At 69.3% G+C, this 24,439-nt stretch carries 22 protein-coding genes and 1 pseudogene; 5 read left to right on the forward strand and 18 right to left on the reverse strand.

All coding sequences use genetic code 11. The annotated features are described in order from the left end of the window. The 13 genes from QAA18_RS08915 to QAA18_RS08975 all read right to left on the reverse strand — a co-directional run. Positions 1-2,766, reverse strand: a 2,766-nt coding sequence (locus tag QAA18_RS08915; protein ID WP_279412582.1) for a glycosyltransferase, incomplete at its 3' end; no start/stop codon positions are given. Beyond that, positions 2,763-4,922, reverse strand: coding sequence for a secretin N-terminal domain-containing protein (locus QAA18_RS08920; protein WP_279412583.1), 2,160 nt, complete (start codon positions 4,920-4,922; stop codon positions 2,763-2,765). The genes QAA18_RS08920 and QAA18_RS08915, both read right to left, overlap by 4 nt. 8 nt (positions 4,923-4,930) lie before the next feature. Further along, the gene (locus tag QAA18_RS08925; protein WP_279412584.1) at positions 4,931-5,440 is read right to left on the reverse strand and encodes a hypothetical protein; all 510 of its coding nucleotides are present in this window, start codon (positions 5,438-5,440) and stop codon (positions 4,931-4,933) included. Beyond that, positions 5,427-6,014: a hypothetical protein gene (locus QAA18_RS08930; protein ID WP_279412585.1), complete on the reverse strand. Its 588-nt coding sequence runs from the start codon at positions 6,012-6,014 to the stop codon at positions 5,427-5,429. The genes QAA18_RS08925 and QAA18_RS08930 overlap by 14 nt, the downstream gene beginning before the upstream one ends. Further along, complete coding sequence (locus tag QAA18_RS08935; RefSeq protein ID WP_279412586.1) at positions 6,011-7,117, reverse strand: hypothetical protein; 1,107 nt, start codon at positions 7,115-7,117, stop codon at positions 6,011-6,013. Before QAA18_RS08935 ends, QAA18_RS08930 begins: the two co-directional genes overlap by 4 nt. Further along, the gene (locus tag QAA18_RS08940) at positions 7,050-8,108 is read right to left on the reverse strand and encodes a type II secretion system protein GspK (protein ID WP_279412587.1); all 1,059 of its coding nucleotides are present in this window, start codon (positions 8,106-8,108) and stop codon (positions 7,050-7,052) included. Before QAA18_RS08940 ends, QAA18_RS08935 begins: the two co-directional genes overlap by 68 nt. Continuing rightward, complete coding sequence (locus QAA18_RS08945; RefSeq protein WP_279412588.1) at positions 8,105-8,683, reverse strand: hypothetical protein; 579 nt, start codon at positions 8,681-8,683, stop codon at positions 8,105-8,107. Before QAA18_RS08945 ends, QAA18_RS08940 begins: the two co-directional genes overlap by 4 nt. Before the next feature lie 2 nt (positions 8,684-8,685). After that, positions 8,686-9,123, reverse strand: coding sequence for a prepilin-type N-terminal cleavage/methylation domain-containing protein (locus QAA18_RS08950; RefSeq protein ID WP_279412589.1), 438 nt, complete (start codon positions 9,121-9,123; stop codon positions 8,686-8,688). 24 nt (positions 9,124-9,147) lie between these two features. Then, a complete protein-coding gene (locus QAA18_RS08955) occupies positions 9,148-9,606 on the reverse strand; it encodes a type II secretion system protein (protein WP_279412603.1) in 459 nt (152 codons plus the stop codon). After that, a complete protein-coding gene (gene gspG, locus QAA18_RS08960; protein ID WP_279412590.1) occupies positions 9,533-9,982 on the reverse strand; it encodes a type II secretion system major pseudopilin GspG in 450 nt (149 codons plus the stop codon). The genes QAA18_RS08955 and gspG overlap by 74 nt, the downstream gene beginning before the upstream one ends. A gap of 16 nt (positions 9,983-9,998) precedes the next feature. Continuing rightward, positions 9,999-11,195 (reverse strand): type II secretion system F family protein, encoded by a 1,197-nt coding sequence (locus tag QAA18_RS08965; RefSeq protein WP_279412591.1) that lies wholly within the window; start codon positions 11,193-11,195, stop codon positions 9,999-10,001. Between the two features lie 7 nt (positions 11,196-11,202). Next, a complete protein-coding gene (locus QAA18_RS08970) occupies positions 11,203-12,894 on the reverse strand; it encodes a GspE/PulE family protein (RefSeq protein WP_279412592.1) in 1,692 nt (563 codons plus the stop codon). Continuing rightward, on the reverse strand, positions 12,884-13,696 hold the full coding sequence (locus tag QAA18_RS08975) for an ABC transporter permease (protein WP_279412593.1): 813 nt from the start codon (positions 13,694-13,696) through the stop codon (positions 12,884-12,886). The genes QAA18_RS08970 and QAA18_RS08975 overlap by 11 nt, the downstream gene beginning before the upstream one ends. A gap of 340 nt (positions 13,697-14,036) precedes the next feature. Between QAA18_RS08975 and QAA18_RS08980 the strand changes: the two genes are divergently transcribed. Then, positions 14,037-15,554 carry a hypothetical protein gene (locus QAA18_RS08980; RefSeq protein ID WP_279412594.1) on the forward strand — a complete coding sequence of 506 codons (1,518 nt, stop codon included), beginning with the start codon at positions 14,037-14,039 and terminating at the stop codon, positions 15,552-15,554. Positions 15,555-15,638: 84 nt separating this feature from the next. On the opposite strand, the gene QAA18_RS08985 is transcribed toward QAA18_RS08980, so the two are convergent. Further along, positions 15,639-17,204, reverse strand: coding sequence for a sulfotransferase (locus QAA18_RS08985; protein ID WP_279412595.1), 1,566 nt, complete (start codon positions 17,202-17,204; stop codon positions 15,639-15,641). A gap of 23 nt (positions 17,205-17,227) precedes the next feature. Between QAA18_RS08985 and QAA18_RS08990 the strand changes: the two genes are divergently transcribed. The 4 genes from QAA18_RS08990 to QAA18_RS09005 are packed head-to-tail and all read left to right on the forward strand — an operon-like array spanning position 17,228 to position 21,070. Next, complete coding sequence (locus QAA18_RS08990) at positions 17,228-18,538, forward strand: polysaccharide ABC transporter ATP-binding protein (RefSeq protein WP_279412596.1); 1,311 nt, start codon at positions 17,228-17,230, stop codon at positions 18,536-18,538. Then, positions 18,535-19,458 carry a glycosyltransferase gene (locus QAA18_RS08995; RefSeq protein ID WP_279412597.1) on the forward strand — a complete coding sequence of 308 codons (924 nt, stop codon included), beginning with the start codon at positions 18,535-18,537 and terminating at the stop codon, positions 19,456-19,458. Before QAA18_RS08990 ends, QAA18_RS08995 begins: the two co-directional genes overlap by 4 nt. Further along, positions 19,455-20,306, forward strand: a complete 852-nt coding sequence (locus QAA18_RS09000; RefSeq protein WP_279412598.1) for a hypothetical protein — start codon at positions 19,455-19,457, stop codon at positions 20,304-20,306. Before QAA18_RS08995 ends, QAA18_RS09000 begins: the two co-directional genes overlap by 4 nt. Then, on the forward strand, positions 20,303-21,070 hold the full coding sequence (locus tag QAA18_RS09005; protein WP_279412599.1) for a sulfotransferase: 768 nt from the start codon (positions 20,303-20,305) through the stop codon (positions 21,068-21,070). The genes QAA18_RS09000 and QAA18_RS09005 overlap by 4 nt, the downstream gene beginning before the upstream one ends. Here the strand turns inward: QAA18_RS09005 and QAA18_RS09010 are convergent. The 4 genes and pseudogenes from QAA18_RS09010 to QAA18_RS09025 all read right to left on the reverse strand — a co-directional run. After that, on the reverse strand, positions 21,067-22,236 hold the full coding sequence (locus QAA18_RS09010; protein WP_279412600.1) for a cystathionine gamma-synthase: 1,170 nt from the start codon (positions 22,234-22,236) through the stop codon (positions 21,067-21,069). The genes QAA18_RS09005 and QAA18_RS09010 overlap by 4 nt on opposite strands. 28 nt (positions 22,237-22,264) lie before the next feature. Next, on the reverse strand, positions 22,265-23,644 hold the full coding sequence (locus QAA18_RS09015; RefSeq protein WP_279412601.1) for a pyridoxal-phosphate dependent enzyme: 1,380 nt from the start codon (positions 23,642-23,644) through the stop codon (positions 22,265-22,267). A gap of 116 nt (positions 23,645-23,760) precedes the next feature. Continuing rightward, positions 23,761-23,976 carry a YdcH family protein gene (locus tag QAA18_RS09020; RefSeq protein WP_279412602.1) on the reverse strand — a complete coding sequence of 72 codons (216 nt, stop codon included), beginning with the start codon at positions 23,974-23,976 and terminating at the stop codon, positions 23,761-23,763. Between the two features lie 242 nt (positions 23,977-24,218). After that, a pseudogene (locus QAA18_RS09025) lies at positions 24,219-24,439 on the reverse strand (hypothetical protein); the annotation flags it as partial.

The raw sequence follows: 24,439 nt of genomic DNA on the forward strand, positions 1-24,439 counted from the left end.
CGCGTCGAACTCGCCCGCGCGGTGCGCCCAGGTCTGGGTGGCCGCGAACGCGCGGCGCGCATCGGCCAGTGCAACGTCCTCCTCGCCGAGCGCCGCGGCGACGCCGGCGACGAAGCCGTCGACATCCGCAGCCACCCGCACGACACCGCCGAACTGGATCATCTCCGGCAGGTCGATGGACACCACCGGCTTGCCGCTGGCGAGATACTCGTAGACCTTCACCGGATTGGTCGCCAGCGTCAGCGGCATGACCTTGAACGGCAGCATGCAGGCGTCGAAACCGTAAAGCCAGTACGGCAGCTCGCCATAGGGCACCTCGCCGACGAACTGCACGTTGTCGAGGTCGGCCAGGCTGGCGGCGACGCCGGCGGTGTCGCGCCCGACCAGCACCACCAGCGCCCCGGGATTCGCCTGTGCGACGGCACGCACCAGGTCCGCGTCGAACCACTCGGCAATGGCGCCGTAGTAGCCGATGACGCGGCGCCCCTGCGGGTCGCGGAATACGGACGCCGGCGCCTTGCTGAAGAACTCGAACTCGCAGGCGTTGCGGACCACCGCCAGCGCCCGCGCGCGCCCTTCGATCTCGTCGCGCAGCCAGCCGGAACTGACCACGACCAGGTCCGCGTCGCGGACAAGCGCCTCTTCTGCGGCGAGCACGTCGACCTTGTTGTCGGCGAATCCGCCATGGTGGTCCATGCAGTCATAGACCACGCGCGCATCGGGCACCGAACGCGCGAGCGCCTTCCAGAACGGGTGCTGGACCAGCGAGATCGCGCTCGAGGTGCCGGCCCACTGCAGCACCTCGGCCAGGCTGCGGCGCAGGCTTGCCACCTGGTCCGCCGAGGGCATCGCGGCATAGATGGACGGGCTGCCGGCGAGATTCAGGTTGACCTGGAACAGGCGGCCTGCGCCGTCGATCTGCTCGCAGCGGAATCCGGGCGTGGCGTCGTTGTCGAAGTTGTTAGAAACGTAGAAAACCCGATGGCCCTTGGCAGCGAGCGCTTCGGCCAGGTGCTGGGGCCGCTGGAAGCGGAAATACCAGTCGATCACCGACCAGATGAAAACGTCCGGCAGCTCCCCCTGCTCCGCCACCGGGGCGGACAAGCGGACCGGCGCGGGGAAGGCGGCCGCAGGCGGCGCCGGGGGTGCGGCATCGACTGTTACCGCCACTTCCTGCATCGCCGGAATCGCGGGCATTGCCGGTGTCGCCTGCGGGGAGTGCAGGGGTTTCAAGGACGCACGCAGCTCTCCACGCAGAAGGCGTGCAACGCCGCGCAGCGGCCTGGTCAGTCGCCACGAGCGCGAATGCACTACTCGATCGAATTCGCGAGCGATTTCCTGCAACTGCCCCTTTTCGTAGCGGAGCAGTTCCAGGTCTCGCTGCCGCGCAGCCACCTCGGCACGGGCGCCTGCCGCGTCGGACTGCGCTTCGAGGACTTCGGCACGGGCGCCTGCCGCGTCGGACTGCGCTTCGAGGGCTTCGGCGCGGGCGTTCGCCGCGTCGGACTGCGCTTCGAGGGCTTCGGCGCGGGCGTTCGCCGCGTCGGACTGTGCTGCGAGGGCTTCGGCGCGGGCATTGGCCGCGTCGGATTGGGCACTGGCTGCGTCGGATTGCGCCGCAGCTGCCTCGGCCCGGGCAGTGGCCGCGTCGGATTGGGCCCTGGCGGTCTCCGCACGGGCATCCTCCACGATCCGGTCCGCGGCGGCACGAGCCACTATCGCCGATGCATTGGCTTCATTCACGATCTCCTGCATCCGCCGCAACTCGACGCTGATCGCATCGACGATGCGTTCGCGGTTGCTTTCGACGCCGCGCTCCATGGCGGCCAGCGCAGCCGGGATCGACATCGCGTCGGTCGCCAGCGCCGCCTCGGCACGCGCGGCACGCAGCCACACCTGCCGCTGCTCGTGGCGCGCCTCGACCATCACCGGGTGCAGCAACTCCTGCAACGGGGCGAACATGTCGCGCAGTTCCCGCCCGATCGCCGGATCGAAACGGCCGTCGGCGGCGGCGCCGCGCAAAAGTCGCCATGCACGGTCCACCAGCACGGGCAGCGCTTCCGTCGCCTGACGGCGCTGGTGACGGCGCGTCGGATCGAGGAAGGCCGAGACAGCGGCGTCGACCGCCGCGTCGCGCCTGTCGAGATGCGACAGTCCCGGCAGCGCGGCAATTCGCCCCAAGGCCGCACGCCAGTCCTCGAGCAGCTCCTGGTAATCGAGCACCGCCACGGGCACTGCCTGCGCCGCATCAGCCGCGGCGATCGCGTATTCCAGCCAGAGCAGCAGGCCGCGCCCGCGCGCGATGCCGTCACGTGCGGCAAGCGAACCGGCCACCTCCGCGGGATCGCGCAATACCATGACCGCCGCAAGCGGCATGCCCGCCTCGCCCGCCGCACGCGTCCAGGCCGGGGCGAACAGGCACAGGCGCGGATCCTTGCTGGCCCACAGCGGATGCAGCGCTCGGTTGCCCCTCAGGTAATCGGCGATGCCGGCGACCGCCTCGACGCCCTGCGCGCTGCCGAGCCAGTCGCGCGGCAACGCGAACGGGCTGTCCCAGGTGGCGCCGAATTGCGAAAGCAGGCGATCGTGCAGCTCCACCGCGAACGAGTCTTCCCAGTGCCCGGTCTCGTTCCCGGCTCCCGCACTGGCCACGCGGCTGCCGAGGTCGGCGCCGCACAGGCCCAGCACCCGCGCCAGCGCCGAAGTACCGCTTCGATGCATGCCGAGGACCAGCAGGCCCCCGGTATCGGGAAGGCGCACGCTCACTGCGGGTTCTGCGGGCCCGTCTCGCCGCGACCGGCCTCGGGAACCTCGAGGAGCTGGTACTGCTCGCTGATCGAGCGCGTCAGCGACGTCGCCTGCGCATCGGTTTCGACGATGTAGGGCACGATCATCACGATCAGCTCGGTCTTGTTCTCGCGCTTGTTCTGCGACTTGAACAGGTTGCCCAGCAGCGGGATCTCCTTCAGGTACGGCACGCCGCCATCCGACGCGGTGCTGCGCCGCGACATCAGCCCGCCGATGATCACCGAACTGCCGTCGTGCAGGCTCAGGTTGGTGCTGACCGCGCGGTTGAAGATCGACGGCGACTGCACCGTAGAGTCGGAACCCAGCGGCAGCGCCTCGCTCACTTCCTGGCGCACCTCAAGGTCGATGCGGTTGTCCGAATACACCACCGGCTTGATGTCGAGGATGATGCCCGTCTTGCGGTACTGCACCGACTGCAGGATGTTGGACGTGCCCTCGGTCTGCTGCAGCGAGGCGGTCTGCGCGGAGATGGTCGGCACCTCGGTGCCCACGTCGATGCTGGCCTCTTCGCCGCTCTTGACCAGCAGGCGCGGGGTCGAGAGGACGCTCACCTTGTTGTTGTCGGCGAACGCCCGCAGTTGCGCGCGGGTTTCGCCGGCGATGTCGAGCAGGTAGGTCAAACCGCTGAACGCGCTGCCATCGCCGTCGTCGCCGTTGCCGCCGCCAATGACGCCGGAGGTGATGGTGCCGTCGAACCGGCCCTGGCTGTTCCGCGCCAGCCAGCTGACGCCGAATTCCTCGTTGTCGTCGAGGGTGACCTCGGCGATGGTGACCTCGATCATCACCTGTCGCGGCGCCTGGTCCATCTGCTTGATCAGCGGCAGCAGCCGGCCCCATTCGCTGCCCGAACCCTGGAAGATCAGGGCGTTGCGCGGCGCATCCAGGACCAGGTTGCCCTTGGCCAGCGCACTGGCGCCGGCGCCGCCCGCAGCCGCGGCGGCCGGCGCGTTGGCCGGTTGCGCAACTCCCGCCGAAGACACCGCGTCGCGCGCCGGCGCGCGGGTGTCGCTGGCGGCGCGCACGCCGCGGATGGTGGCGACGATGTCCTCGGCCTTGGTGTTCTGCACCCGGTAGTAGAACAGCCCCTCGGCACCCGCGGTCGGGTTGGGCTGGTCGATGGTGCGCGCCCACTGCACCGCGTGTTCGAGCACACCGCGGTCGGCCGCAAAGATCAGCACCGTGTTCGCAGCACCGATTGGCAGCACGATGACCGACGCTGCCTGTACGACGCCGCCACCGGTGTGCAGCGAGGCACCGTAGCCCTCCGCCACGAGCACATCGACCAGGCGCCTGGACAACTCCTCGGCGCCGACGAAGGCGGGTTCCAGGCGCGTGCTTACCCGACCGCGCATGTACGGCCGGTCGAACACCTCGATCGCGGCGGCCGCATTGCGCACCACGTCGGGCTTGCCGTAGAGCACGACCGCGTTGCGGTTGAGGTCCTCGACCACCTGCAGGTCTTCGGTCTTGAAGCCGGTGCGCAGCCACTGCACCACGTCGGCCACGCGCACCGCCTTGAGTTCGACGAGCTGGAAGATCGGACGGTGGGTGATCGGCACGCTCGGCAGCGCGCGGCCGCTCAGCACCAGCGGCGGCTCGAACTCGGCACCCCGGGTGGCAGGCACGAACAACACCCTGCCGCCTTCATAGCGGGTGGCGACGCCGTAGGTGCGCAACACCCGCACGGCCAGCCGGTAGAACTCGCTGGGGCTCTGCGCGCCGGGAGTGCGCAGCGTCACCAGGTCGTTCATCTTGGCGACCGCCGGATCCATCTGGAAACCGACGCCGAGGATCGTGCCGAAGAATTCGTTGATGAAGGCCGGGACCGGGATGCCCTCGACGTTCGCGTTGATCGGCTCGCCGCGCAGCGGCGGCAACTCCGAACTGACGGCCGCGCCGGCGACGCTGTTGCCGCTCTCGGGCGCAGTCGGCGTCGGGCTCTGGCGCAGGCTGTCGGGCCTGGCCTCCTGTTCCACCAGCACCTGTTCGGCCTGCGGCCGCGGTTCGCTGCGTGCAGGCTCCAGAGGTGCCGGCAGCTTGACCTTCGGCGGGGTGGCGCAGGCGCCAATGACCAGCGTGAGGACCAATGCCCCGAGGATTCTTGTGATCTTCATGCCTTCCGTCACTTCCAGACCTTCTGTGCCGCGTCGTCGCCGGCATCCTGCTGGCATTCGCCGGTTTGCCCGGCCGGATCCGGCGCCGAATACAGCGCGCGTTCGTAACTGCATCCGGCCTTGGTGTAGCGGATCGAGCGGCTCGTGATCTCCACGATCTTGCCTCCATCCGGGAGTTCGCCACCCTGCCCGACCTGCTGGACGGTTTTTTTGCCAGGCACCGAGACCAGGGCGGCCGGTGCCGGGGCCGCAATGATACCCGTCAGCGTCCAGGACACGGTTTCGGCCCTGCTGGACGCGGCGCCGCCCCAGATCCGCGCGCCACGCAGGGTATTGAACTCGCGTTCGCTGAACCGGACAGGGTCCAGCCGTCCATACGGCACCCAGGCCGTCTCCGCGACCGCATCGGCGGGCGCTTCCGGGGCCGGCCGGGCCAGCCCGAGCACGGCGCCGAGCACCACGCCGCAGAGGGCCGCGGCCAGCACCGGCTTTTGCCTGGCGAAGTCACTCGGCCGCATCGGCGGGGGCCTCCTTGATGCGGTAATACGACACCACGGTCAGCGAAAAGGTCCGGTTCTGCCGGTTCACGACAGTGGCCTGTTCGATCACCGCCAGGGTCGGGCGCGATTCGATCTGGCGCAGGAGCTGGATGTAGCGGGCGGGATCGAGCCGGCCGCTGATCACCACCGGCACCCGCCAGATGCTGCCCTGGCTGGTCTGGGCGGGGGTCTGCGCCTGCACCTGGACGTCCTGGCCGAAGGCCACCACCGCGTCGCGCAACCAGCCCTGGGCACTGGCCTGGGCCAGCCCCAGCGTCGCCATCTCCGGTATTTCGGCCTCCAGTGCGGCGCGGGTCCTGGCCACCGCGGCAGCGCGCTGGATCCAGACTTCCTGCCCCGCCAGCGCCTGCATCTTGGCCAGGTACCCGCTGCGGCTGGCATGGCGCTCGGCCAGGCCGGACTGCCAGTCCTGGAGGACCAGGAACAGGTACAGCACCAGGATCGCGGCGATCGCCAGCACGCCGTAGCGCAGGCGCGGGTTGGCGGCCAGTTCGCGGCGCGCATTGGCCAGTGCGGGGGCCAGGGCCTTCATTGCGCGGCCTCCGCCGGCGCGGCCGGCAACGGCTGGCGTACCACTTCGGCCTTGATGTTCACTTCCTTCGCGTCGCGGCCCAGCTCGACGGTGACCGCGCGGAAGCGACCGGAGGCTTCCCACTGCTCTACCAGCGCGCGCGGGTCCGGGCGCGCCATCTGCAGCACGACATCGATCCGGTCCGGTTCCGGCATGCGCCATTCCATCAACTGCAGCCCGGGGCCACGGGCCAGGCCCGGCAACGCCGCCAGCAGTTCGACCTGGCCCGCCGGCGGGCGCAGCGCGAGCAGCGCGTCGACGGCCACCGCATCGCCCATGGCCGCTTCGCGGGCAACGAGTATTTCCTGCAGTCCGCGATCCTGCGCGGCGATTTCCCGCTCGAGGTTCCAGTTGGAGACCAGCAGCTTCGCGCCGGCGAACAGCGGCAGGGCCAGGGCGGCCGTGACGATGCCTGCCGCTGCGGCGATCGCGACCGTCCGGTAGCGCCCGACCACTTCGCCAAGGCCCAGCACTTTCGGCGCGGTCCAGGCGACGAACACTGCCTCCCCTTCGACCGGGGCCACCACCTCCGGCAGCGCGTTTTCCGCCGGGAGACCGGCACTGCGCCGGAACAGGTTCCATTCGCGCAGGCTCGGCGGCTGCGGCCACCACTGGCTGGTCGCCAGCAGGAAGTCCCGCCAGACCCGGCCTTCGACACCGTGATCCATCGCCACCAGCTCGCAGCCTTCGGCGCGCGGCTGGCCACGGTAAATGGATTCGGGCAGCAGCCTGCGCGGCGGCGTTGAACCGGCGACGGCTTCGTCGTCCAGCACCTTGCCGCGCGACCACGCCCAGACCATGGCGCGTCCGCCGACCCACTCGGTGTGGAATTGCGGATCGGCGAACGGCGCCCAGCGCGCCAGCTGCGTGGCTGCGTAACCGTTGCGGCGCTTGGCCGGAATCGACGAGGCGTCGAGCACGGTGTAGGCGGTCAGCTCGCGCGCGACGATCCATTCGGCGCCGGCGCCACCCTCGTCGATCCGGGCCAGCCCGTCCCTACGGCGCAGCAGCCGGCTCGGCGAAAACCGCCGCCGCAGGCTCTCGCGCAGGCGCCCCAGCATCATCGTCGACTTGTGGAAGATTGAACTCATAGTCCTCGCGCCACGGGCGGCCACCGTCGTCCAATGGCGTCAAGGTCCAGTGGAGGACCCGGACCGCCCCGCCTCCCCGGCCCCACAACGTCAGGGTGCCCGACGGCAGAGGATACAGGGACAATGCGTCCTCGTCGGCCGGGATCGTGCCCAGCAGCTGGTAGAAAGCTGACAGCTGGATGAACGGAACCAGCGCGCGGGCAGCGACCACACGCCGAGCCATCGCCATGTCGACGCCCGGCAGGCTCGCCAGCACCCGTGCGGGTGCCGTGTTGACGTTGATCTGCGCGGAGCGCGTCGTCGTCGCCGTCCCGACCAGTTCGCGGTCGGAAAGAAAGCCGAGCGCTTCGGTCCAGCCCTTGACCCGGCGCAGTTCGAGCGGCGTTTCCAGGGTGCGGTTGCTCGGAGGCGGCAAGCCATCGCGCTGGTAGTCCTCGGCTTCGGCGCTGTTGAGGCGGTACAGGTCGTCCGGATCCTGGTAGTCGAGCAGCAGGTTGCGCAGGGTTTCGATGGGCTCCTCGCTGTCCCCCTGTCGCACCAGCCCCTGCAGCACGGCCGGCGCAGCCCAGTTGACCGCGACCAGGCCACGATCGTCCTGCAGCGCGAAGTCCACGCCACCGACGCCGCGATAGGCGGAACCGTCGAGCGCGATCTCGTTGCCGACCGGCATGAACGAGATGACGTCGCCTTCGGATCGCGCGGACTGGCGTTCGTCGGCGCTCAGCACGACGCGTTCGTCGACCGTCAGGCCACCGAAGGTCATGCGCTGGGTCAGCAGCATGTACACCACGGTCGCGCGGGTGCTGGCCATGTCCACCTCGTCCTGCAGCATCCGCTGTTGCAGCAGGTAGTCGTCGCGCAGGCGCTGCGTCACCAGCGCGACCGTACCGGCCAGCAGCGACAGCGTCACCAGCATCGCCAGCACCACGACCAGCACGAATCCCTGCGAGCCGCGGCGCATCATTCGATCTCCATCTCGAAGGGATCGATCCGGGGCGTCCGCGGTCCGTGCACGGCCGCTACCTGCGCGCGCGCGCCGGGAGCGCCTTCGCGCACCAGCGCCACGGCCGCCGGCAGGTCGACGCGAAGGCCAGTGGCGGGCGGCCATGTGTCATGGCGCTCGCCGGCCTCGTCGAGGAACGCGAAGCGGGTTTCGCCGACCCAGGCCAGGGGCAATGTCCATCGCTCCACGCCGTCCTCGGAGTAGCGCACCGACCGGCCACCATCGGGCAGGGCCACCAGTGTCCACTGCACGCGCGCCGGCGCGCCCGGAGAACCGAACAGCGGGTTGAGGGTGACAGCCTCGAAGCCGGTGGCCGTGCCCTGCATCGGCGAGCCGTCGATGGCGCGCAGGCCGTGCACGCTGTCGGCGAACCACGCCTCGAACAGGGCTTGCCGGTCGATCGCGCCCGATTGGGCGATGAAGCGCTCGCGCGCGATGCGGTAGCTGCCGAGCATCTGGAACATCAGCGCCACGGTGACCGACACCAGCACCAGCATCACCAGTGTTTCCATCAGCGTGAAGCCGCGCGCACGCATGCTCACTCCGTCCCCATCGCCCGCACCTGGCGGTAGCCGACCTGGCGCACACTGAACGTGCGCAGCTCGCGTTCGTCCTGCACCACGTGCACCTGGAGTTCGTACAGGCCGGCTTCGAACATGGTGGGACGGCCGACCTGGGTCACCGCCGAACGCGGTGCCGCGACCGGCGTGGACTGCCACGAGACTTCCAGTGCGCCCGCGCGGCGGGTGCCCTCCGGCTCCAGCATCGGATTGACGCCATGCAACAGCTCCAGCGCCGACCGCGTCGCGGCATCGGAGGCACGCAGGTCGACCAGGCGCTGCAGCGTGATCACGTTCGTGGACAGCCAGCCGTAGAGCACGAACGCGCCCATGGTGAACACCACCAGTGCCACGATCGCCTCGAGCAGGGTGAAGCCGGCCGCGGCGTGCCTGCCGCCAAAGGACCGGATGCGCATTCGCGGCCGCCTGGACAGCATCGGTCAGGCGCCGCCCGGGCGCGGCTCGCAGAATGGCGCCGCCACGTCGATCCACCACTCGTCGCCGTCCTCGTCGCGCACCAGCAGGCGCCCGCCATCGCAGGCGCCGTTGGCATGGACGCGCCAGGGTTCCGGCGCAGACACGCTCCAGCCGGGATCCATCCGCAGTGGCGGCGTGTCGCTGCCCAGGGTTTCGTCGCCGAGCAGGATGGACACACCGGTGCCGCGTGCCCGAGCCGGCAGCGAGCGGACCTGGTCGTTCAGCGCATCGAACACGGCCTGCCTGCGCCAGCTGTCGATCCCGCGGATGGCGGAAGGGGCGACCAGCGCGGTGGCCATGCCCATGATGGCAAGCACCACGATGACTTCGAGCAGGGTGAAACCGGACTCAGGGAGCCGCTTCGCGCCCGATGTCGGCCTCGATGCCCTCCCCGCCCGGACGGCCGTCCGCGCCGAAGGAATACAGCGTGTAGGGACGCTGCCCGGACGGCGACGGCGAGTACTGGTACGGGTTGTGCCACGGATCCAGCGGCACTTCCTCGTCCAGGTAAGGCCCCGCCCAGCCGCGCACGCTGGAGGCGTCCGCGGGCGCATGCACCAGCAGGGCCAGGCCTTCGGCTTCGGTGGGGAAACGACCGACGTCCAGCCGCAACGTCTGCAGCGCACCGCCAAGCATCTTGATCTGGGTGGAGGCGGCCTGGACCTTGGCCTTGTCGGCCTGGCCGAACAGGCGCGGCCCGACCAACCCCATGATCAGGCCGATGATCACCAGCACCACGATCATTTCGAGGAGGGTGAAGCCACCGATGCGGGGCGGGGAAACAGGGGGTCGCTTCATGGCTGGATGCGCAGGTTCAGATCGCGAGGTCGTTGGCGCTGGTGATCGCCAGGATCACGCCGAGAATGATGGTACCTATCATGCCACCAATTACCAGGATGGCGATCGGCTCGATCAGGATCAGCACCTGCTTCATGCGGTTGCGCCCGGCTTCGGCATAGATGCGGGCAAGCGATTCCAGCATGGGCGCAAGCTTGCCGGAACGCTCGCCGACCCGGACCAGGTTGTAGCCGGTCGCGGTCAACGCGTCGTGCTCCTCCAGGGCGTCGGACAGCGCGCGTCCACCGCGCACCGCCCTGCTCACCTCGCCCATCCGCGCCTTGCGGTGCGGCAGCTGCAGCCCCGACTGCGCCAGTTCCAGCGCCCGCATCAGCGGCACCCGGTTGGCAAGCAGCGCGGCCAGCATCTTGGCCCAGCGCGCGGTGTCGGACTCCACCAGCCAGGCGCCCACCACCGGCATGTGCGAGGCGCGGTCCAGCAGGCCGCTGCGCACCTGCGGCCGGCGCAGTGCGGCCACCGCCGCTGCGACCGCCAGCGCCACCAGCGCGGCGATGGCGACGAAATTGTCATTGGTCCACGTGCCAAGGCCGAGCACGGCCCAGGCGAGGAACGGGAGATCGTCGGCGCGCTCGAGCAACGAGGCGAACTTGGGCACGACGAACAGGAACATCAGCGCGACCGCGCCGGCGCCTGCGACCACCAGCACGGCCGGGTAGATCAGCGCATTGCGCATCTCGTTGCGCAGGTTGTATTCGTATTCGAGTTGCGCGCCGGCGTCGGCCAGCGCCTGGCCCAGCTCGCCGGTGAGCTCGCCCGCGCGCGCCAGCTGCACCACGTAGTCCGGCAACGGCAGCCCGCTGGCCGCCAGCGTCGCGGAAAACGCCTGGCCGCGCTGCAGGTCGCGCGACATGGCGGTGAACGCCTCCACGATGCGCGGATGGTGCGCCGACATGGCCTGCGAGCCGACCGCGTCCACGATCGGCACGCCGGAAGTCAACATCGTCGCCAGTTCCTGCAGGGCCATGATCACGTCCGCGGTGCGCAGGCGCCCGGCACGCCGTGCCTTGCCCACGCCTGCACCCGCTTCCAGCCTCACCACAGACAACCCGCGTTTTTCCAGCATGCGCGCGGCTTCGCGCTCGGTCGCGGCGCGCACCGCACCGGTGAACACCGCGCCTTCCGCGTTCAACGCTTCGTAGCGGAACTGTTCCATGCCGGCCTCAGGTCCCCACCACCCGCAACACTTCCTCTGCGGTGGTCAGTCCCTGCCAGGCCTTGAGCAGGCCGTCGTCGCGCAGGAAGCGGTGGCCTTCGGCGCGTGCCTGCGCCTTCATGTCGTTGACGCTGGCGCCGGAGACGATCAGGTGCTGCATGCGCTCGGAGACCGGGATCATCTCGTAGATGCCGAGGCGGCCGCGATAGCCGGTGCCCAGGCATTGCGGGCAGCCGACCGCTTCCATCCACCGCGGCTCGATCCCCGGCAACACACGGGCGGCCATGGCGGCGGCTTCCTCGTGCAATGGCGCCGGCACCTGCGTCGGGCGGGCGCAACTGCACAGGCGCCGCACCAGCCGCTGCGCCTGCACCGCGCGAACCGGCGTCGCGACCAGGAAGGGCTCGACGCCCATGTCCACCAGGCGGGTAAAGGCGCTGATCGCGTCGTTGGTATGCAGCGTCGACAGCACCAGGTGGCCGGTGAGCGCCGCCTGCACGGCGATGTCCGCGGTTTCCAGGTCGCGGATTTCGCCGATCATGATCACGTCCGGATCCTGGCGCAGGATCGAGCGCAGGGCATGGGCGAAGGTCAGGCCGATCTCCGGGTGCGCCTGGATCTGGGTGATCCCGGGCAGCTGGAACTCGACCGGGTCCTCGACCGTGATGATCTTCTTCAGGCCGTCGTTGGCCGCGGCCAGGGCGGCATAAAGGGTGGTCGACTTGCCCGAGCCGGTGGGGCCGGTCACCAGAACGATGCCGTTCGCCTCGCGGGTCCATTCCTGCATCAGCGCCAAGTGGTCGGCCTCGAACCCCAGCCGCTCCAGGCCAAGCTCCTTCCGCTCCTTGGGCAACAGGCGCATCACGATGGATTCGCCATGGACGCCCGGCAGCGCGGAGACGCGGATGTCCATTTCCTGGCCGCCGACGCGGGTGGAAAGGCGGCCGTCCTGCGGCAGCCGACGCTCGGCGATGTCCATGCCCGAGATCAGCTTGAGCCGGGACGCCACCGCGCTGAAGCGCTCGCGCGGCAGGCGCAGGCGCGTATGCAGGACGCCGTCGATGCGGAAGCGGACCGCGAACTGGCGTTCCTCGGGTTCGACGTGGATGTCGGACGCGCGCTGCTCCACGGCCTGGGCCATGAGGTTGCTGACCAATTCGACAACCGGTGCTTCCTCGGCCATCTCGCGCAGGTGGCGGGCGTCGCCGCCATCGCCGTCGTCGGTAGTCCGGGCCAGCGCATCGAGCATCCGCTCCAGGTCCTGGCTGCGGCACAGGCACCAGGCGATCTGCTGGCCGGGGAAGGCGTGGCCCACCGCCTCGCGCAGCGGCGACGACAGCGGATCGCGCGCGGCGCAATACAGGGTGTGCTCGTCCTGGCGCCAGACCAGCACGTGCTGGTCGAGCAGCCAGTCCAGGCCCCCCGGCGCCTGCGCCGCTGCCAGCCGCACGGCGTCCTCGTCCGGAACCGGCACGTCCTGGCCCATCACCGGCAATTCCAGCTGCCGTCCGAGGACCTGGATCAGGTTGTCTTCGCTGAGCGCGCCGATCCGCATCAGCACGCCGCCCAGGCGGCCGCCGATCCTGGCCTGCAACTCCAGGGCCCGCTCCAGGTCGGCCGCGCCGATCAGACCCTCGGCCAGCAACAGCTCACCCAGCAGCATGCCGCCGGACACGGCATGGGCCACGTCAGAGGACATCGGCAAACCCCTTCTTCAGCACCGAGAACACTCCCAGGCCTATTGCATAGACCGCCACCGCGCCCAGGGCATACAGGCCCAGTGCCCACCATTCTGGCCAAAGCCCGTCGAAGATCACCCGCCGCGCCTGCTCGATCGGCACGGTGATCGGGTTCAGCGCCAGCCAGGGCCGCAGCGGCTCCGGCATGGCGCCCCGGGGAACGAACACCGGCCCCAGGAACATCACCACCATGACCATCGGCCCCACCAACTGCAACAGGTCGCGCACGTAGACGCCCAGGGCCGCCAGCAGCCACGCCAGGCCGAGCAGGCACAGCAGGTAGGGCAACAGGATCAGCGGCAGGGCCAGCTGCGCCGCCGAGAAGCCCGTTCCCCAGATGCCGTTGACCACGACCAGCAGCGCCAGGCCCGCCACCGCCTGGGCCAGCGCGGCCAGCATCGCCACCCAGGCCAGGGCTTCGAGCGGGAACACCATCTTGGTGACGTAGTTGGGTTGGGTAACGACCATCGCCGGCGCCCCGGAAAGCACCTCCGCGAACAGGGAGTGCAGGAGCAGGCCGGCCATCATGGCCAGGGCGAACATGCCGATGCCGCCTTCGCCCGCGGCACCGGGCCAGCGCGCCGACAGGACCACGCCGAAGACCAGCGTGAAGACGAGCAGCATCAACAAAGGTGTGACGAAGGTCCACATCGATCCCAGCAGGGACCCCCGATAGCGGGCAACCAGCTCGCGGCGGGCCAGGATGCGGATCAGGGCCCGGTGGCGCCAGGGATGGCTCAGGCTGGCAGCAAGGGCGCTCAATCGCGTCTCCAGGGGGCAAGGCAGCGGGACTCGGACCCGGCGGCGGAGTTTAGCAACCCCCGGAAGCGCGCCGGCGCCCTGTCTGAGCCGTTCATCCCAGTTTCGCCCACCCCTCCCGATAAGCCGCAGGATTCCATTGACGCAACGTTAAGGTTCGGTTAGCTTCGCCTCCGCAGCTTGATGTTCCGGGGGCGGGAGCATTCTTCACCCTCTGTTTTTTCGCACTTGGGGACAACTGGTTGCCGAAAGCCTTCCGCTTTCTGGTACCAGGCGGACGGCAGTGCATCCAGTTCGAGTTGCGCAATCTGAAATAACATCCTGACAGGAGTTTCAAAAGATCATGTCCAAATTCAAGCAGAGCTCTCTTGCCGTTGCCGTCGTGCTCGGCCTGGGCCTGTCGGCCGCGGCCGCGGCCTACACGATCCAGACCGGTGGCGACACCGACCCCATGCTGATCGCCACCGCCGACATCGTCGACGGCGACACCAACATCGGCGTTACCGATGCGACCCTCATCTCGCTGACCGGCTCGGACTTCATCCTGGGCCGCACCACCGGCTTCACCATCCGCGTCAACCTGAGCAACGGCGCCACCTTCGGCGACGCCGGCCTGCTGGCTACCGACCTGGCCGCCGGTGCGGACAACAACAGTTGGATCCCGACCATCGCCGCCGGCGGTGCCGACGGCGACGACTTCGTCGTCATCAACATGGATCCGAGCCCGGTTCCGGTCGCCCTGACCGACGGCGAGCTGCTGATCATCAACGCCGCCGACTCCGTCCTGGCCCCGACCGTTGGCCTGGCCCTGGACGACCTGACCGCGCTGCAGACCAAGGGCGCCGTGGTTTCGGCCACCTTCCAGTTCGTCGACCCGGTCACCGCCGCGGCCATCATGGCCCCGAGCAACGTCCAGATCATCAAGTCGGGCGACCCGGTCTTGATGGCGTGCGACGCCACCAACGGCGACACCACCAAGAAGATCGACGTTGCCGCGGTGGGCGGGCAGGCGGCCAAGACGGCTTTCTCGAGCAGCGGCCAGATCGGCGGCACGGATTCGGGCCACATGAACATGGGTACGGTCGAAGTCGAAGTCGCCGCCGGCTTCACCTCGTTCGGCTACCTGGGCACCGACGAGTTCACCTCGGTCCTGACCGGTGACTTCTCGGCCTTCGACGACACCAATGCGAACGCCGTCGGCGTGTTCCTGTCCGTCAACAACGACTGCTCCACGCAGGACGTGATGGGCGACGTCGACAGCACTGCCGGCACGGTGACCTTCGAGTACACCGGCGCCGACGTGGGCATCGCCGCCACTGGCTTCAGCGCGTACGTCTGCGCCGAGATCAACCCGGGCAACGCCGTCGTGATCGACGACACCACCACGGCGATCGTCACCACCTTCGTCCGTGGCGACGTCGAGTCGACCAGCGCCAGCTGCGACCTGCTGCCGCTGCGCTACAACGGCTCCGTGGTCGAGGTCTACCACGTCAACCCGGCCGGCAACACCACCGCGCAGTCCTTCATCCGCGTGATCCACCCGAGCGACATCGACGGCACCGTCACCATCGTCGGCACCGACGACGACGGCCACGAGTCCAGCGAGATCTCCGTCCTGCTGGGCGCCGGCGAGTCGATGCAGGTGCACTCGGAAGACCTGGAGAACGGCAACGCGGGCACGGGCATCACCGGCGCCTGGGGCGACGGCCACGGCAAGGGGCGCGCCACCGTCACCGGCGAGTTCGCCGGCATGCGCGTGCAGGGCCTGAACCGCAACGCCACCGACGGCACGGTCACCAACCTGACCGACGCCGACGGCCGTGGCGAGCAGGTGTTCCAGAGCTGGTACGACAACTACTAAGCCGCATCCTGCGGTTGCAGACCGGACGGGCGGCCCTTGGGCCGCCCGTCTTCTTTTGGATCCGGAGGTTTTGGATTCAGCAGATCATTCCACCAACCCGCCCGCGGCCAGCACCCCACGCAGGGGGGCGAGCTGCGCTTCGTAACGTCTCCATTGCCCGCGGTACCGCGTCGTCATTCCATCGCGGATCTGCGCATTGCTTCCGGTCGCGGCTGGAGCCTGGTTACGGCGCAGTTCGGTCAGGCCCGGCTCGTCCTCCAGCCCGCAGAAGTCCAGGATCCGCCGTACCTGCCCCTCGGGATCTTCCAGCATCGTCTCGTGCGCGACGTCGAGGATGGCGCCGGGGTGGAGCTGGTGCCAATGCGCCATGACCTGGCGATAGTGGAGGTAGTACCGGCCCAGTTCCCGCTGGTCGTACGAGAACGGATACAGCCAGGGGAACACGAACTTGTAGATGGAGAAGCAGGCATCCATCGGCTCACGGTAGGCGTGGATGATCTTCGCCTGCGGCAGTGCCGCGCGGATCAGTCCGATGTACAGGTAGTTCAGCGGGGTCTTGTCGATGAAGTACCGGCGCCCGCCAAGCCGCCATCGGATGTGCGACAGGTAGCGATGGCCCAGTTCGCCTGCGTCCACACCGTGCATGCGGTCCAGCAACGGCCGATCCAGAGGCTCCATGCCGGGCAGTCCGCACATCAGGCGCAGCTGGACCAGGAAATCCCTGGGTTCGCCAGTGGACTCCACCTGCGAATGGTTGCCCAGGATGCGTTCGACCAGGGTCGAGCCCGCCCGTGGCAGGCCGAGGACGAAGATGGGAACCGGCTCTTCCGGCGATGGGGTCGACGGGGCCGGGGGATGGGCGGGCGACTGCGCCAGGCGCGCCATCAGTACGGCATCCTCCTCCGCGTCGTAACGCAACGCGGCCCGCTTGGCGGCGCAGCCCGTCTGCAGCATCTCCCACGCCTGCGCGTACTCGCCCAGGTCGTGGTATTCACCGAACAGGGCGAAGGCATAGCCCACAACAGGGGGCGAACCCGGCTCGCATTCGGCCAGGGCCTCGCGCAGCGCGTCCACGTGGTTGTGCTGCGGCGACGCCTTGCCCAGCCGCGAGAGGTAGGCCGGATCCAGCTCGGCCATCCGCCGTTCCCGCAACGCCCCGCAGAACTCGGCTTCGGCTTCCGGCAGCCGGCCCAGCGCCGCATGCACCCGTGCACGGAAACGTGCCAGTTCGCCATCGGACATGCCCCGACGGGCCGCGGACGCGAGCGCCGCCTCGGCGGAAGCGAAATCCTCCAGCGAGGTCAGTTGCCGGGCAGCCCGGAGGTGGAGATCCCCGGAGACATCGTCGGGAAGGCCGAGGCATAGCTTCCGCGCCGCCTCGCCCTCGCCCAGGAGCATCAGGTGCATGGCCAGGTCCAGGCGCGTCTCCGGTGCCGCGGGGGGAGGCTCGCAGGCCCTGAGGGCGCTGCCCACGCTCATCTCCATCTGGCCCGTGCGATAGGCGATGGTCGAGATCCGGTAGAAGGCCGTGCCCTGGTCCGCCTCCAGCTGCACGGCCGAGGCCAGCGCCCGCTCCGCGGCCTCTCCGTCGCCGTCGCGCATGGCCTGTTCGAACGGGATCCAGTGGGCGTGTTGATGGTCTTGGGTCATCGTCCGATTATCATGCACCGCCTATGCAGTCTTCCAATCCCACGGCCGCTCCTGCGCCAGCCGCGATCCTTCCGCCAGCGATCCGCGTCAGCCGCGTCGGCAAGACCTATCGCATGTGGTCGACGCCGGGCGCGCGCCTGCTGGTGCCGCTGCTGTTCCGCGCCGCGGGCCTGCTCCGGCACGCCTTTCCGCCGGGCGCACGCCGCCTGCAGGCGGCCGCCACGCGGCGGCTGCACTCGCACGAGGCCCTGCACGACATCAACCTGGAACTGCGCCGCGGCGAAGCGCTGGGCATCATCGGCCTCAACGGCAGCGGCAAGAGCACGCTGCTGCAGATCATTGCCGGCGTGCTCCAGCCCACCACCGGCGTGGTCGAGACCCACGGGCGCGTCGCCGCACTGCTGGAGCTCGGCTCGGGCTTCAACCCCGAGCTCACCGGGCGCGAGAACATCCGCATCAATGCCGCGATCCTGGGCCTGGACCAGGCCACGGTGGACGCGCGCATGGGCGACATCATCGAATTCGCCGACATCGGCAACTACATCGACGAGCCGATCAAGACCTACAGCTCGGGCATGGTCGTGCGCCTGGCGTTCGCGGTGCAGGTGCACGCCGATCCCGACATCCTGATCGTCGACGAGGCGCTCGCGGTCGGCGACGCCGCCTTCCAGGCCAAGGCCATGGCCCGCATCGACCGTATCCTGTCCAGCGGCACCACGCTGCTGTTCGTCGGCCACGACCTCAACGTGGTGAAGGCGTTCTGCCACCGCGCGATGCTGCTCGAACGCGGCCGCGTCGCGCTCGACGGACTGCCCGACGAGGTGATCGCCGAATACCTGCTGCGCACCCACCGCAAGGCGCTGCAGGAGCGGCGCGGCGAGCAGGCGGCGATGTCGCTGCAACCGCTCGACGACGGCTACGGCATGGAAGACGCGCGCGTGGTCGCCGCCACGCTCAACCGCGCGACCCACGCCACCATCCGCTACGGCGACCGCGTCGAGATCGACCTGAAGGTGCGGTTGCGCCCCGACCTGCGCCATCCCGGCCTGATCCTGGACGTGATGGATGGCAAGGGACTGCAGATCACCGGCCGGCGGATCGCGCTGCAGCCGGTCGAGTCCGTGACCGAAGTGCCGCTGTGGGTGGCCTTCGATGCCAGCTTCCAGCAGGGCATCTACCGGGTCCGGCTGCGCGTCGTCGATTCGCCGCATCCCGGCGACACCGTCATCCTCGCCCGCCACGAGGGCGGGCTTTCGTTCGAGATCGTCGACGACAGCCGGGCGATGTTCACCGGCCTGTTCCCGATACCGATGGAAATCAGGGGTGGCGCTTGAAAAGGCGCCTGCTGTTCCACCGGGATTTCCTGTACTACACCGGTGGCCACGGCAAGGTCTGGAACTACTTCCAGCACGCCCGCGCACACCCGGCATGGTCGCCGCGGGTATTCCTGTCGCCTGCCAGCATCGCCGCCGGCAACCCGTGGCTGGCGCACCCGGAAAGCATCGACGCACGCTGGGATCCCGGAACGGCCGATGCGCTGCTGCTCGGGGGCACCGACTGGAGCATGTATCCCGTCGACGATCCCGGCAGGCCGGTCATCAACCTGGTCCAGCACGTGCGGCATGCGGATGCCGGGTCGCAACTGCGTAGCCACCTGCGCCGTCGCGCGATCCGCATCTGCGTGAGCCGGCAAGTCGCCGACGCGATACTCGCGACCGGCGAAACCAATGGCCCGGTCCGGGTGATCGAGGCTGCGCTGGACCTGCCGTCACGGGAAGCCACGCCGACCGATGGCCGGCGCGGGATCTTCATCGACGCGATGAAGCAACCCGACACCGGGGCCGCCCTGCATCGCCTGCTGCGCGAGCGCGGCCGCGACAGCGTGCTGAGCACCACGCGGATGCCGCGCGGGGAGTATCTCGACCGGCTGGGATCCGCGGCGGTCGCCGTGCTGTTGCCCCACCCGCGCGAGGGGTTCTTCCTGCCTGCGCTGGAAGCGATGGCCCTGGGGTGCGCGACCATCGTGCCCGACAGCATCGGCAACCGCGCATACCTGGAGCCCGGCCGCAACGCCCTGGTGCCGCAACCGGATCCGGAAGCGCTGCTCGAGGCGGTCCTGCAACTGGACGACGACGCGCTTGCCGCGCGCCTGGTCCAGTCCGGCCGCACAACCGCACGCCGCTTCGACCTGGCAGGAGAGCGCCGCGCATTCCATGCCATCCTCGACGACCTGGATGCATTGTGGCGGGCATGACGCACACGCCAGGCAACGACCTCGCACTGACCGGCATTCCGCGCGGCGGGACCACCCTGGCCTGCCGCCTGGCGGGACTGGCGCAGGATTGCGTTGCGCTGTTCGAGCCGATGGATCCGGAGACCCTGCCGCTGCAGCGCGAAGCTGCCATCGACGGCGTCCAGGCCTTTTTCAGGGACACCAGGCAAAGGCTGGAACGCGAGGGCGTCGCTCCCAGCAAGCAGCGCGACGGCAAGGTACCGGACAATCCGTACTCAGCGCCCGACGCCACGGGCAAACGCCAATGGCTGGTGGCGCCGGGCCTGATCGAAGTGCCGCCGCCCGCGCCCGGCTTCACCCTGGCGGTCAAGCACAACGCTTCGTTCACCGCGCTGCTGCCGGACCTGGCACGGCGGATGCGCGTCGTCGCCGTGGTGCGCAATCCGCTCGCGGTGCTGGCGTCCTGGAACACGGTGGAGCTGCCGGTCAGCGGTGGCCGGGTCCCGGCCGGGGAACGCTTCGACCCCGCGCTTGCCACGCGGCTGGATGGCGAACCCGATCGCCTGCAACGCCAGCTCATCGTCCTGGAGTGGTTCTTCGATCGCTTCCGCGAAGCGGGAGACGCGATCGCGGTGGTCCGCTACGAGGATATCGTCGCCACCGGCGGGCAGGCGCTGTACGCGGCCGCCCGACTGCAGGGCGAAGGCGACGATTCGCTGCGCGGACGCAACGCCAGCGCGGCGTACCGCGGCATCGACATCGCCGGCATGGCTGCCGGCCTGGCCCGCGCCGGCGGCGCATGGCGGCACTGGTATGCGCAGCCGGAGATCGATGCAGTCGCGGACAGGTTCGAGGCAGGCGGGGCATGAGCGCGCCTTTGATCCGGTTCCTGGTGGGCGGCGTGCAGAAGGCCGGGACCACTGCGCTGGCCAGGTACCTGTCGGGCCATCCGCACCTGCGCCTGCCGCTGGCGAAGGAAGCGCACGTGTTCGACCGGCCCGACTTCGACGAGGCCTCGACAAGCGCCGACATCGACCGCCTGCATGCCCCCCTCCTGCCGCGGGACGCCGCCGGCGCGCTGTGCGGCGACGCCACTCCCTTCTACGTCTTCCATCCACGCCTGGTGGCGAGGATCGCGCGCTACAACCCCGGCATGCGCTGGATCGTGCTGCTGCGCCATCCGGTGGATCGCGCGTTGTCGCAGTACCACATGGAACGCGAACGCGGCCACGAGCCGTGGCCGCTGTGGCCGGCCCTGCTGCTGGAGCGCTGGCGCCTGCGCCGGCACTGGAACGACTTCTCCCCGGAATCGCCGCTGCGCCGCCACAGCTACCTCGCGCGCGGCGACTACGCGCGCCAGCTCTCGGTGCTGTACGCGCACTTCCCGCGAGAACAGGTGCTCCTGCTGCGCAGCAGGGCCCTGCGGGACGATCCTGCCGCCTGCCTCGCACGCACCTGCGCGTTCCTCGGCGTGCCGTCGCTGCCGCAGCCGCCGGAGCACCGCGAGGTGTTCACCGGCAACTACCCCAGGTACGACCGCTCGGGACCGTCGTGGCGGCTGGCACGCTGGCTCCTGCGCAAGCCGCTGGCGCGGCTGCGCGAGGAATACGGCATCGACTTCGAAGCGCCCTAGCCCGCGGCCAGGGCGTTCTCCAGGTCCGCGCGCAGGTCTTCCAGCGACTCCACGCCGACGCTCAGCCGCACCAGGTTGTCGCCGATGCCGAGCTCCGCACGGCGTGGCGCGGGGATCGAAGCGTGGGTCATCACCGCCGGATGGTTGACCAGGCTCTCCACGCCGCCGAGGGACTCGGCCAGGGTGAACAGCTCGGTGCGTTCGCACAGCTTCCTGGCCGCCTCGTAGCCGCCCTTGAGCGCGATCGAGACCATGCCGCCGAATCCGTCCATCTGGCGCCTGGCCAGCGCGTGGTGCGGATGCGATGCCAGGCCGGGATAGATCACCGTCTCCACCGCCGGGTGGCTGTCCAGCCACTGCGCCAGCGCCTGCGCGTTGGCGCAGTGCGCGGCCATGCGCAGGTGCAGGGTCTTGGCCCCGCGCAGCGCCAGGAAGCTGTCGAACGGCCCCTGCACCGCGCCCACCGAGTTCTGCAGGAACGCGAGCTGTTCGCCGAGTTCGGCGTCCTCGCCGACCACGACCATGCCGCCGACCATGTCGGAGTGGCCGTTGAGGTACTTGGTCGCCGAATGCATGACCAGGTCGGCGCCGTGTTCCAGCGGCCGCTGCAGTGCCGGCGAGGCGAAGGTGTTGTCCACCACCATGCGCAGCCCGTGCTTGCGCGCGATCTTCGACACCGCCTGCAGGTCGACGATCTTGAGCAGCGGATTGGTCGGCGTCTCGACCCACACCAGCTTCGTCTTCGGGGTGATCGCGGCTTCGAACGCCGCCGGGTCGGTCAGGTCGACGAAGCTGAACTCCAGCCCCGCGCTGCGCCGGCGCACGCGCTCGAACAGGCGGTAGCTGCCGCCGTACAGGTCGTCCATGGCGATGACATGGTCGCCGCTGTCGAGCAGCTCCAGGATGGTCGAGGTCGCCGCGAGCCCGGAGGCGAATGCGAAGCCGCGGCTGCCGCCCTCCAGCGACGCCACGCAGCGTTCCCAGGCGAAGCGGGTCGGGTTGTGCGTGCGCGAATACTCGAAGCCCTGGTGCTCGCCCGGACTGGACTGGGCGTAGGTGCTGGTGGCGTAGATCGGCACCATCACCGCGCCGGTCGAGGGATCGGGTGCCTGGCCGCCGTGGATGGCGCGCGTGCCGATGCCCCAGTTGTCTTGCTTGTCGCTCATGTCGGATTCCGTGGTGATGGGCGGGGCGCTACTGCACGCGCCGCCGCAGGTAGTTGAGCAGGTCGATGCGGGTGATCAGGCCGAGGAAGCGCCCGCCGTTGTCGTTGTCGATCACGATGGCCACGTGGCCGCGGTCGAACACCGGGAGCAGCGCCTCGATCGGCGACGTCACGTCCAGCCGGTCGAGCTTGCTCACCATCGCCGTGGCCACCGGGTCGCGGAAGCGGGCCTCGTCGCCGTACACGTGCAGCAGCACGTCGGACTCGTCGACGATGCCGACCAGCGCGTCGCCGTCCATCACCGGCAGCTGCGAGACGTCGTACAGCTTCATCCGCTGGTATGCGGTCACCAGCAGGTCGGTCGGGGCAACCACCACCGTGTCGCGCTGCGAATAGGGGCGCAGGATCAGGTCGCGCAGGTCGCCATGGGACTGGCGCTCGAGGAAGCCGTTGTCCAGCATCCAGTAGTCGTTGTACATCTTCGACAGGTACTTGTTGCCGGTGTCGCAGACGAAAGTGAGCACCGTCTTCGGCTCGGTCTGCTCGCGGCACCAGCGCAACGCGGCGGCCAGCAGCGTCCCGGTGGAGGAACCACCGAGGATGCCTTCCTTCTCCAGCAGCTCGCGCGCGGTGAGGAAGCTCTCCTTGTCGCCGATGGCGTAGGCCTTCCTGACCCGGGTGAAGTCCGAGATCGGCGGGAGGAAATCCTCGCCGATGCCCTCGACCATCCAGCTGGCCGACTTTTCCACGACTTCGCCGCGGTTGATGTAGTCCTCCAGGATCGAGCCGACCGGATCGGCGAGGATCAGCTCCGTCGCCGGCGACGCCGTCGCGAAGCAGCGCGACAGGCCGGTCATGGTGCCCGAGCTGCCGCAGCCGAACACGATCGCGTCGAGCTTGCCGCCCACCTGGCGCAGGATCTCCGGGCCGGTGCCGAACTCGTGCGCGGCCGGGTTGTCCGGGTTGCCGAACTGGTTGATGAAGTAAGCGCCGGGCGTCTCGCGCGCGATGCGCTCGGCCATGTCCTGGTAGTAGTCCGGATGGCCCTTGGCCACGTCCGAACGGGTGAGCACGACCTGCGCGCCCATCGCCTTGAGGTTGAAGATCTTTTCCCGGCTCATCTTGTCCGGGACCACCAGGATCAGCTTGTAGCCCTTCTGCTGCGCGACCAGCGCCAGGCCGATGCCGGTGTTGCCGGCGGTGCCTTCGACCAGGGTGTCGCCCGGCTTGATGTCGCCGCGCTTCTCCGCGGCCTCGATCATGCTCAGCCCGATGCGGTCCTTGATGGAGCCGCCCGGGTTCTGGCTTTCGAGCTTGAGGTAGAGCGTGCAGGGTCCGGTATCGAGGCGTTGCGCCTGGACGATCGGCGTGTCGCCGACCAGCTCTAGCACGGATTGATGGATCGTCATGCGGCACCGGGGTTCGTACGGATGCGTGGATTATCCCGCACTTGCCGCCGGTGCCGAAGTTGCGCGGGTGGCGGCGACCGACGAGGAGGCCGCCGCCACCCGCACCCCAGCCGTGATCAGTGGTGGAGGACGTCGTAGAGCCGGGTCAGCCTGTCCTTGGCCAGCAGCTTTTCGCGCTTCATCTGCGACAGGGTCGCGTCATCGACCGGTCGCACCCCGAGTTCGGCATCCAGCACCTGCTTGTCCAGGGCCTTGTGGCGCTGGTAGAGCTGCTTGAACTCGGGATTTCCCATCAGCGCTTCGACATCCGCCTGCGGTTGCCCTTCGAACATGGAACCCTCCTTACCGGGTCACTTGCCGGAAAAAACAGGAACGCCCCGGCCGGGCGGCACGGGGCGTTCGTGGTGGAATCCTGATTGCAAGGCTTGAATAACCATGGCTGACCCGACCCTACTCCTCCCGTCGGGGCCCGGCAAGCCGGTCCGGGCAAGCCACTGATTCACCGTCGCGAAGCGCCGCCGGCCTGGCCGGAATTGCGCAACGCGCCATGTAAACCATTGAATTTACGTAATTTTCAGTTTTCGTCCGCGGGCGGCTCCAATTCAGCCGCGGCCTCGGCCGCGGCCTTCTGCGCGGCCATCAGTTCGGCCTCCTGCCGGGCCAGCTCGGCGGCCCGCTTGCGTGCGGCCCGGAGCTTGCGGGCCTCGGCCCCGCCCACGTCCAGGATCACCTCTTCGGCCTTCTGCCGGGCGGCGGCTTCGGCCTCGGCGGCCGCCCGCAGGCGCTCGGCCTCCT

The organism is Luteimonas sp. 8-5 (assembly GCF_029763755.1).
Lineage (GTDB): Bacteria > Pseudomonadota > Gammaproteobacteria > Xanthomonadales > Xanthomonadaceae > Cognatiluteimonas.

What these genes read in the sequence shown, in the direction of transcription:
- QAA18_RS08950 (WP_279412589.1), bottom strand. Translation starts at nt 9,123, where the DNA reads ATGCGCATCCGGTCCTTTGGCGGCAGGCACGCCGCGGCCGGCTTCACC.
- QAA18_RS08945 (WP_279412588.1), bottom strand. Translation starts at nt 8,683, where the DNA reads ATGCGTGCGCGCGGCTTCACGCTGATGGAAACACTGGTGATGCTGGTG.
- QAA18_RS08965 (WP_279412591.1), bottom strand. Translation starts at nt 11,195, where the DNA reads ATGGAACAGTTCCGCTACGAAGCGTTGAACGCGGAAGGCGCGGTGTTC.
- QAA18_RS09020 (WP_279412602.1), bottom strand. Translation starts at nt 23,976, where the DNA reads ATGTTCGAAGGGCAACCGCAGGCGGATGTCGAAGCGCTGATGGGAAAT.
- QAA18_RS08985 (WP_279412595.1), bottom strand. Translation starts at nt 17,204, where the DNA reads ATGACCCAAGACCATCAACACGCCCACTGGATCCCGTTCGAACAGGCC.
- QAA18_RS08980 (WP_279412594.1), top strand. Translation starts at nt 14,037, where the DNA reads ATGTCCAAATTCAAGCAGAGCTCTCTTGCCGTTGCCGTCGTGCTCGGC.
- QAA18_RS09010 (WP_279412600.1), bottom strand. Translation starts at nt 22,236, where the DNA reads ATGAGCGACAAGCAAGACAACTGGGGCATCGGCACGCGCGCCATCCAC.
- QAA18_RS09005 (WP_279412599.1), top strand. Translation starts at nt 20,303, where the DNA reads ATGAGCGCGCCTTTGATCCGGTTCCTGGTGGGCGGCGTGCAGAAGGCC.
- QAA18_RS09000 (WP_279412598.1), top strand. Translation starts at nt 19,455, where the DNA reads ATGACGCACACGCCAGGCAACGACCTCGCACTGACCGGCATTCCGCGC.
- QAA18_RS08930 (WP_279412585.1), bottom strand. Translation starts at nt 6,014, where the DNA reads ATGAAGGCCCTGGCCCCCGCACTGGCCAATGCGCGCCGCGAACTGGCC.
- QAA18_RS09015 (WP_279412601.1), bottom strand. Translation starts at nt 23,644, where the DNA reads ATGACGATCCATCAATCCGTGCTAGAGCTGGTCGGCGACACGCCGATC.
- QAA18_RS08935 (WP_279412586.1), bottom strand. Translation starts at nt 7,117, where the DNA reads ATGATGCTGGGGCGCCTGCGCGAGAGCCTGCGGCGGCGGTTTTCGCCG.
- QAA18_RS08925 (WP_279412584.1), bottom strand. Translation starts at nt 5,440, where the DNA reads ATGCGGCCGAGTGACTTCGCCAGGCAAAAGCCGGTGCTGGCCGCGGCC.
- QAA18_RS08970 (WP_279412592.1), bottom strand. Translation starts at nt 12,894, where the DNA reads ATGTCCTCTGACGTGGCCCATGCCGTGTCCGGCGGCATGCTGCTGGGT.
- QAA18_RS08990 (WP_279412596.1), top strand. Translation starts at nt 17,228, where the DNA reads ATGCAGTCTTCCAATCCCACGGCCGCTCCTGCGCCAGCCGCGATCCTT.
- gspG (WP_279412590.1), bottom strand. Translation starts at nt 9,982, where the DNA reads ATGAAGCGACCCCCTGTTTCCCCGCCCCGCATCGGTGGCTTCACCCTC.
- QAA18_RS08920 (WP_279412583.1), bottom strand. Translation starts at nt 4,922, where the DNA reads ATGAAGATCACAAGAATCCTCGGGGCATTGGTCCTCACGCTGGTCATT.
- QAA18_RS08940 (WP_279412587.1), bottom strand. Translation starts at nt 8,108, where the DNA reads ATGATGCGCCGCGGCTCGCAGGGATTCGTGCTGGTCGTGGTGCTGGCG.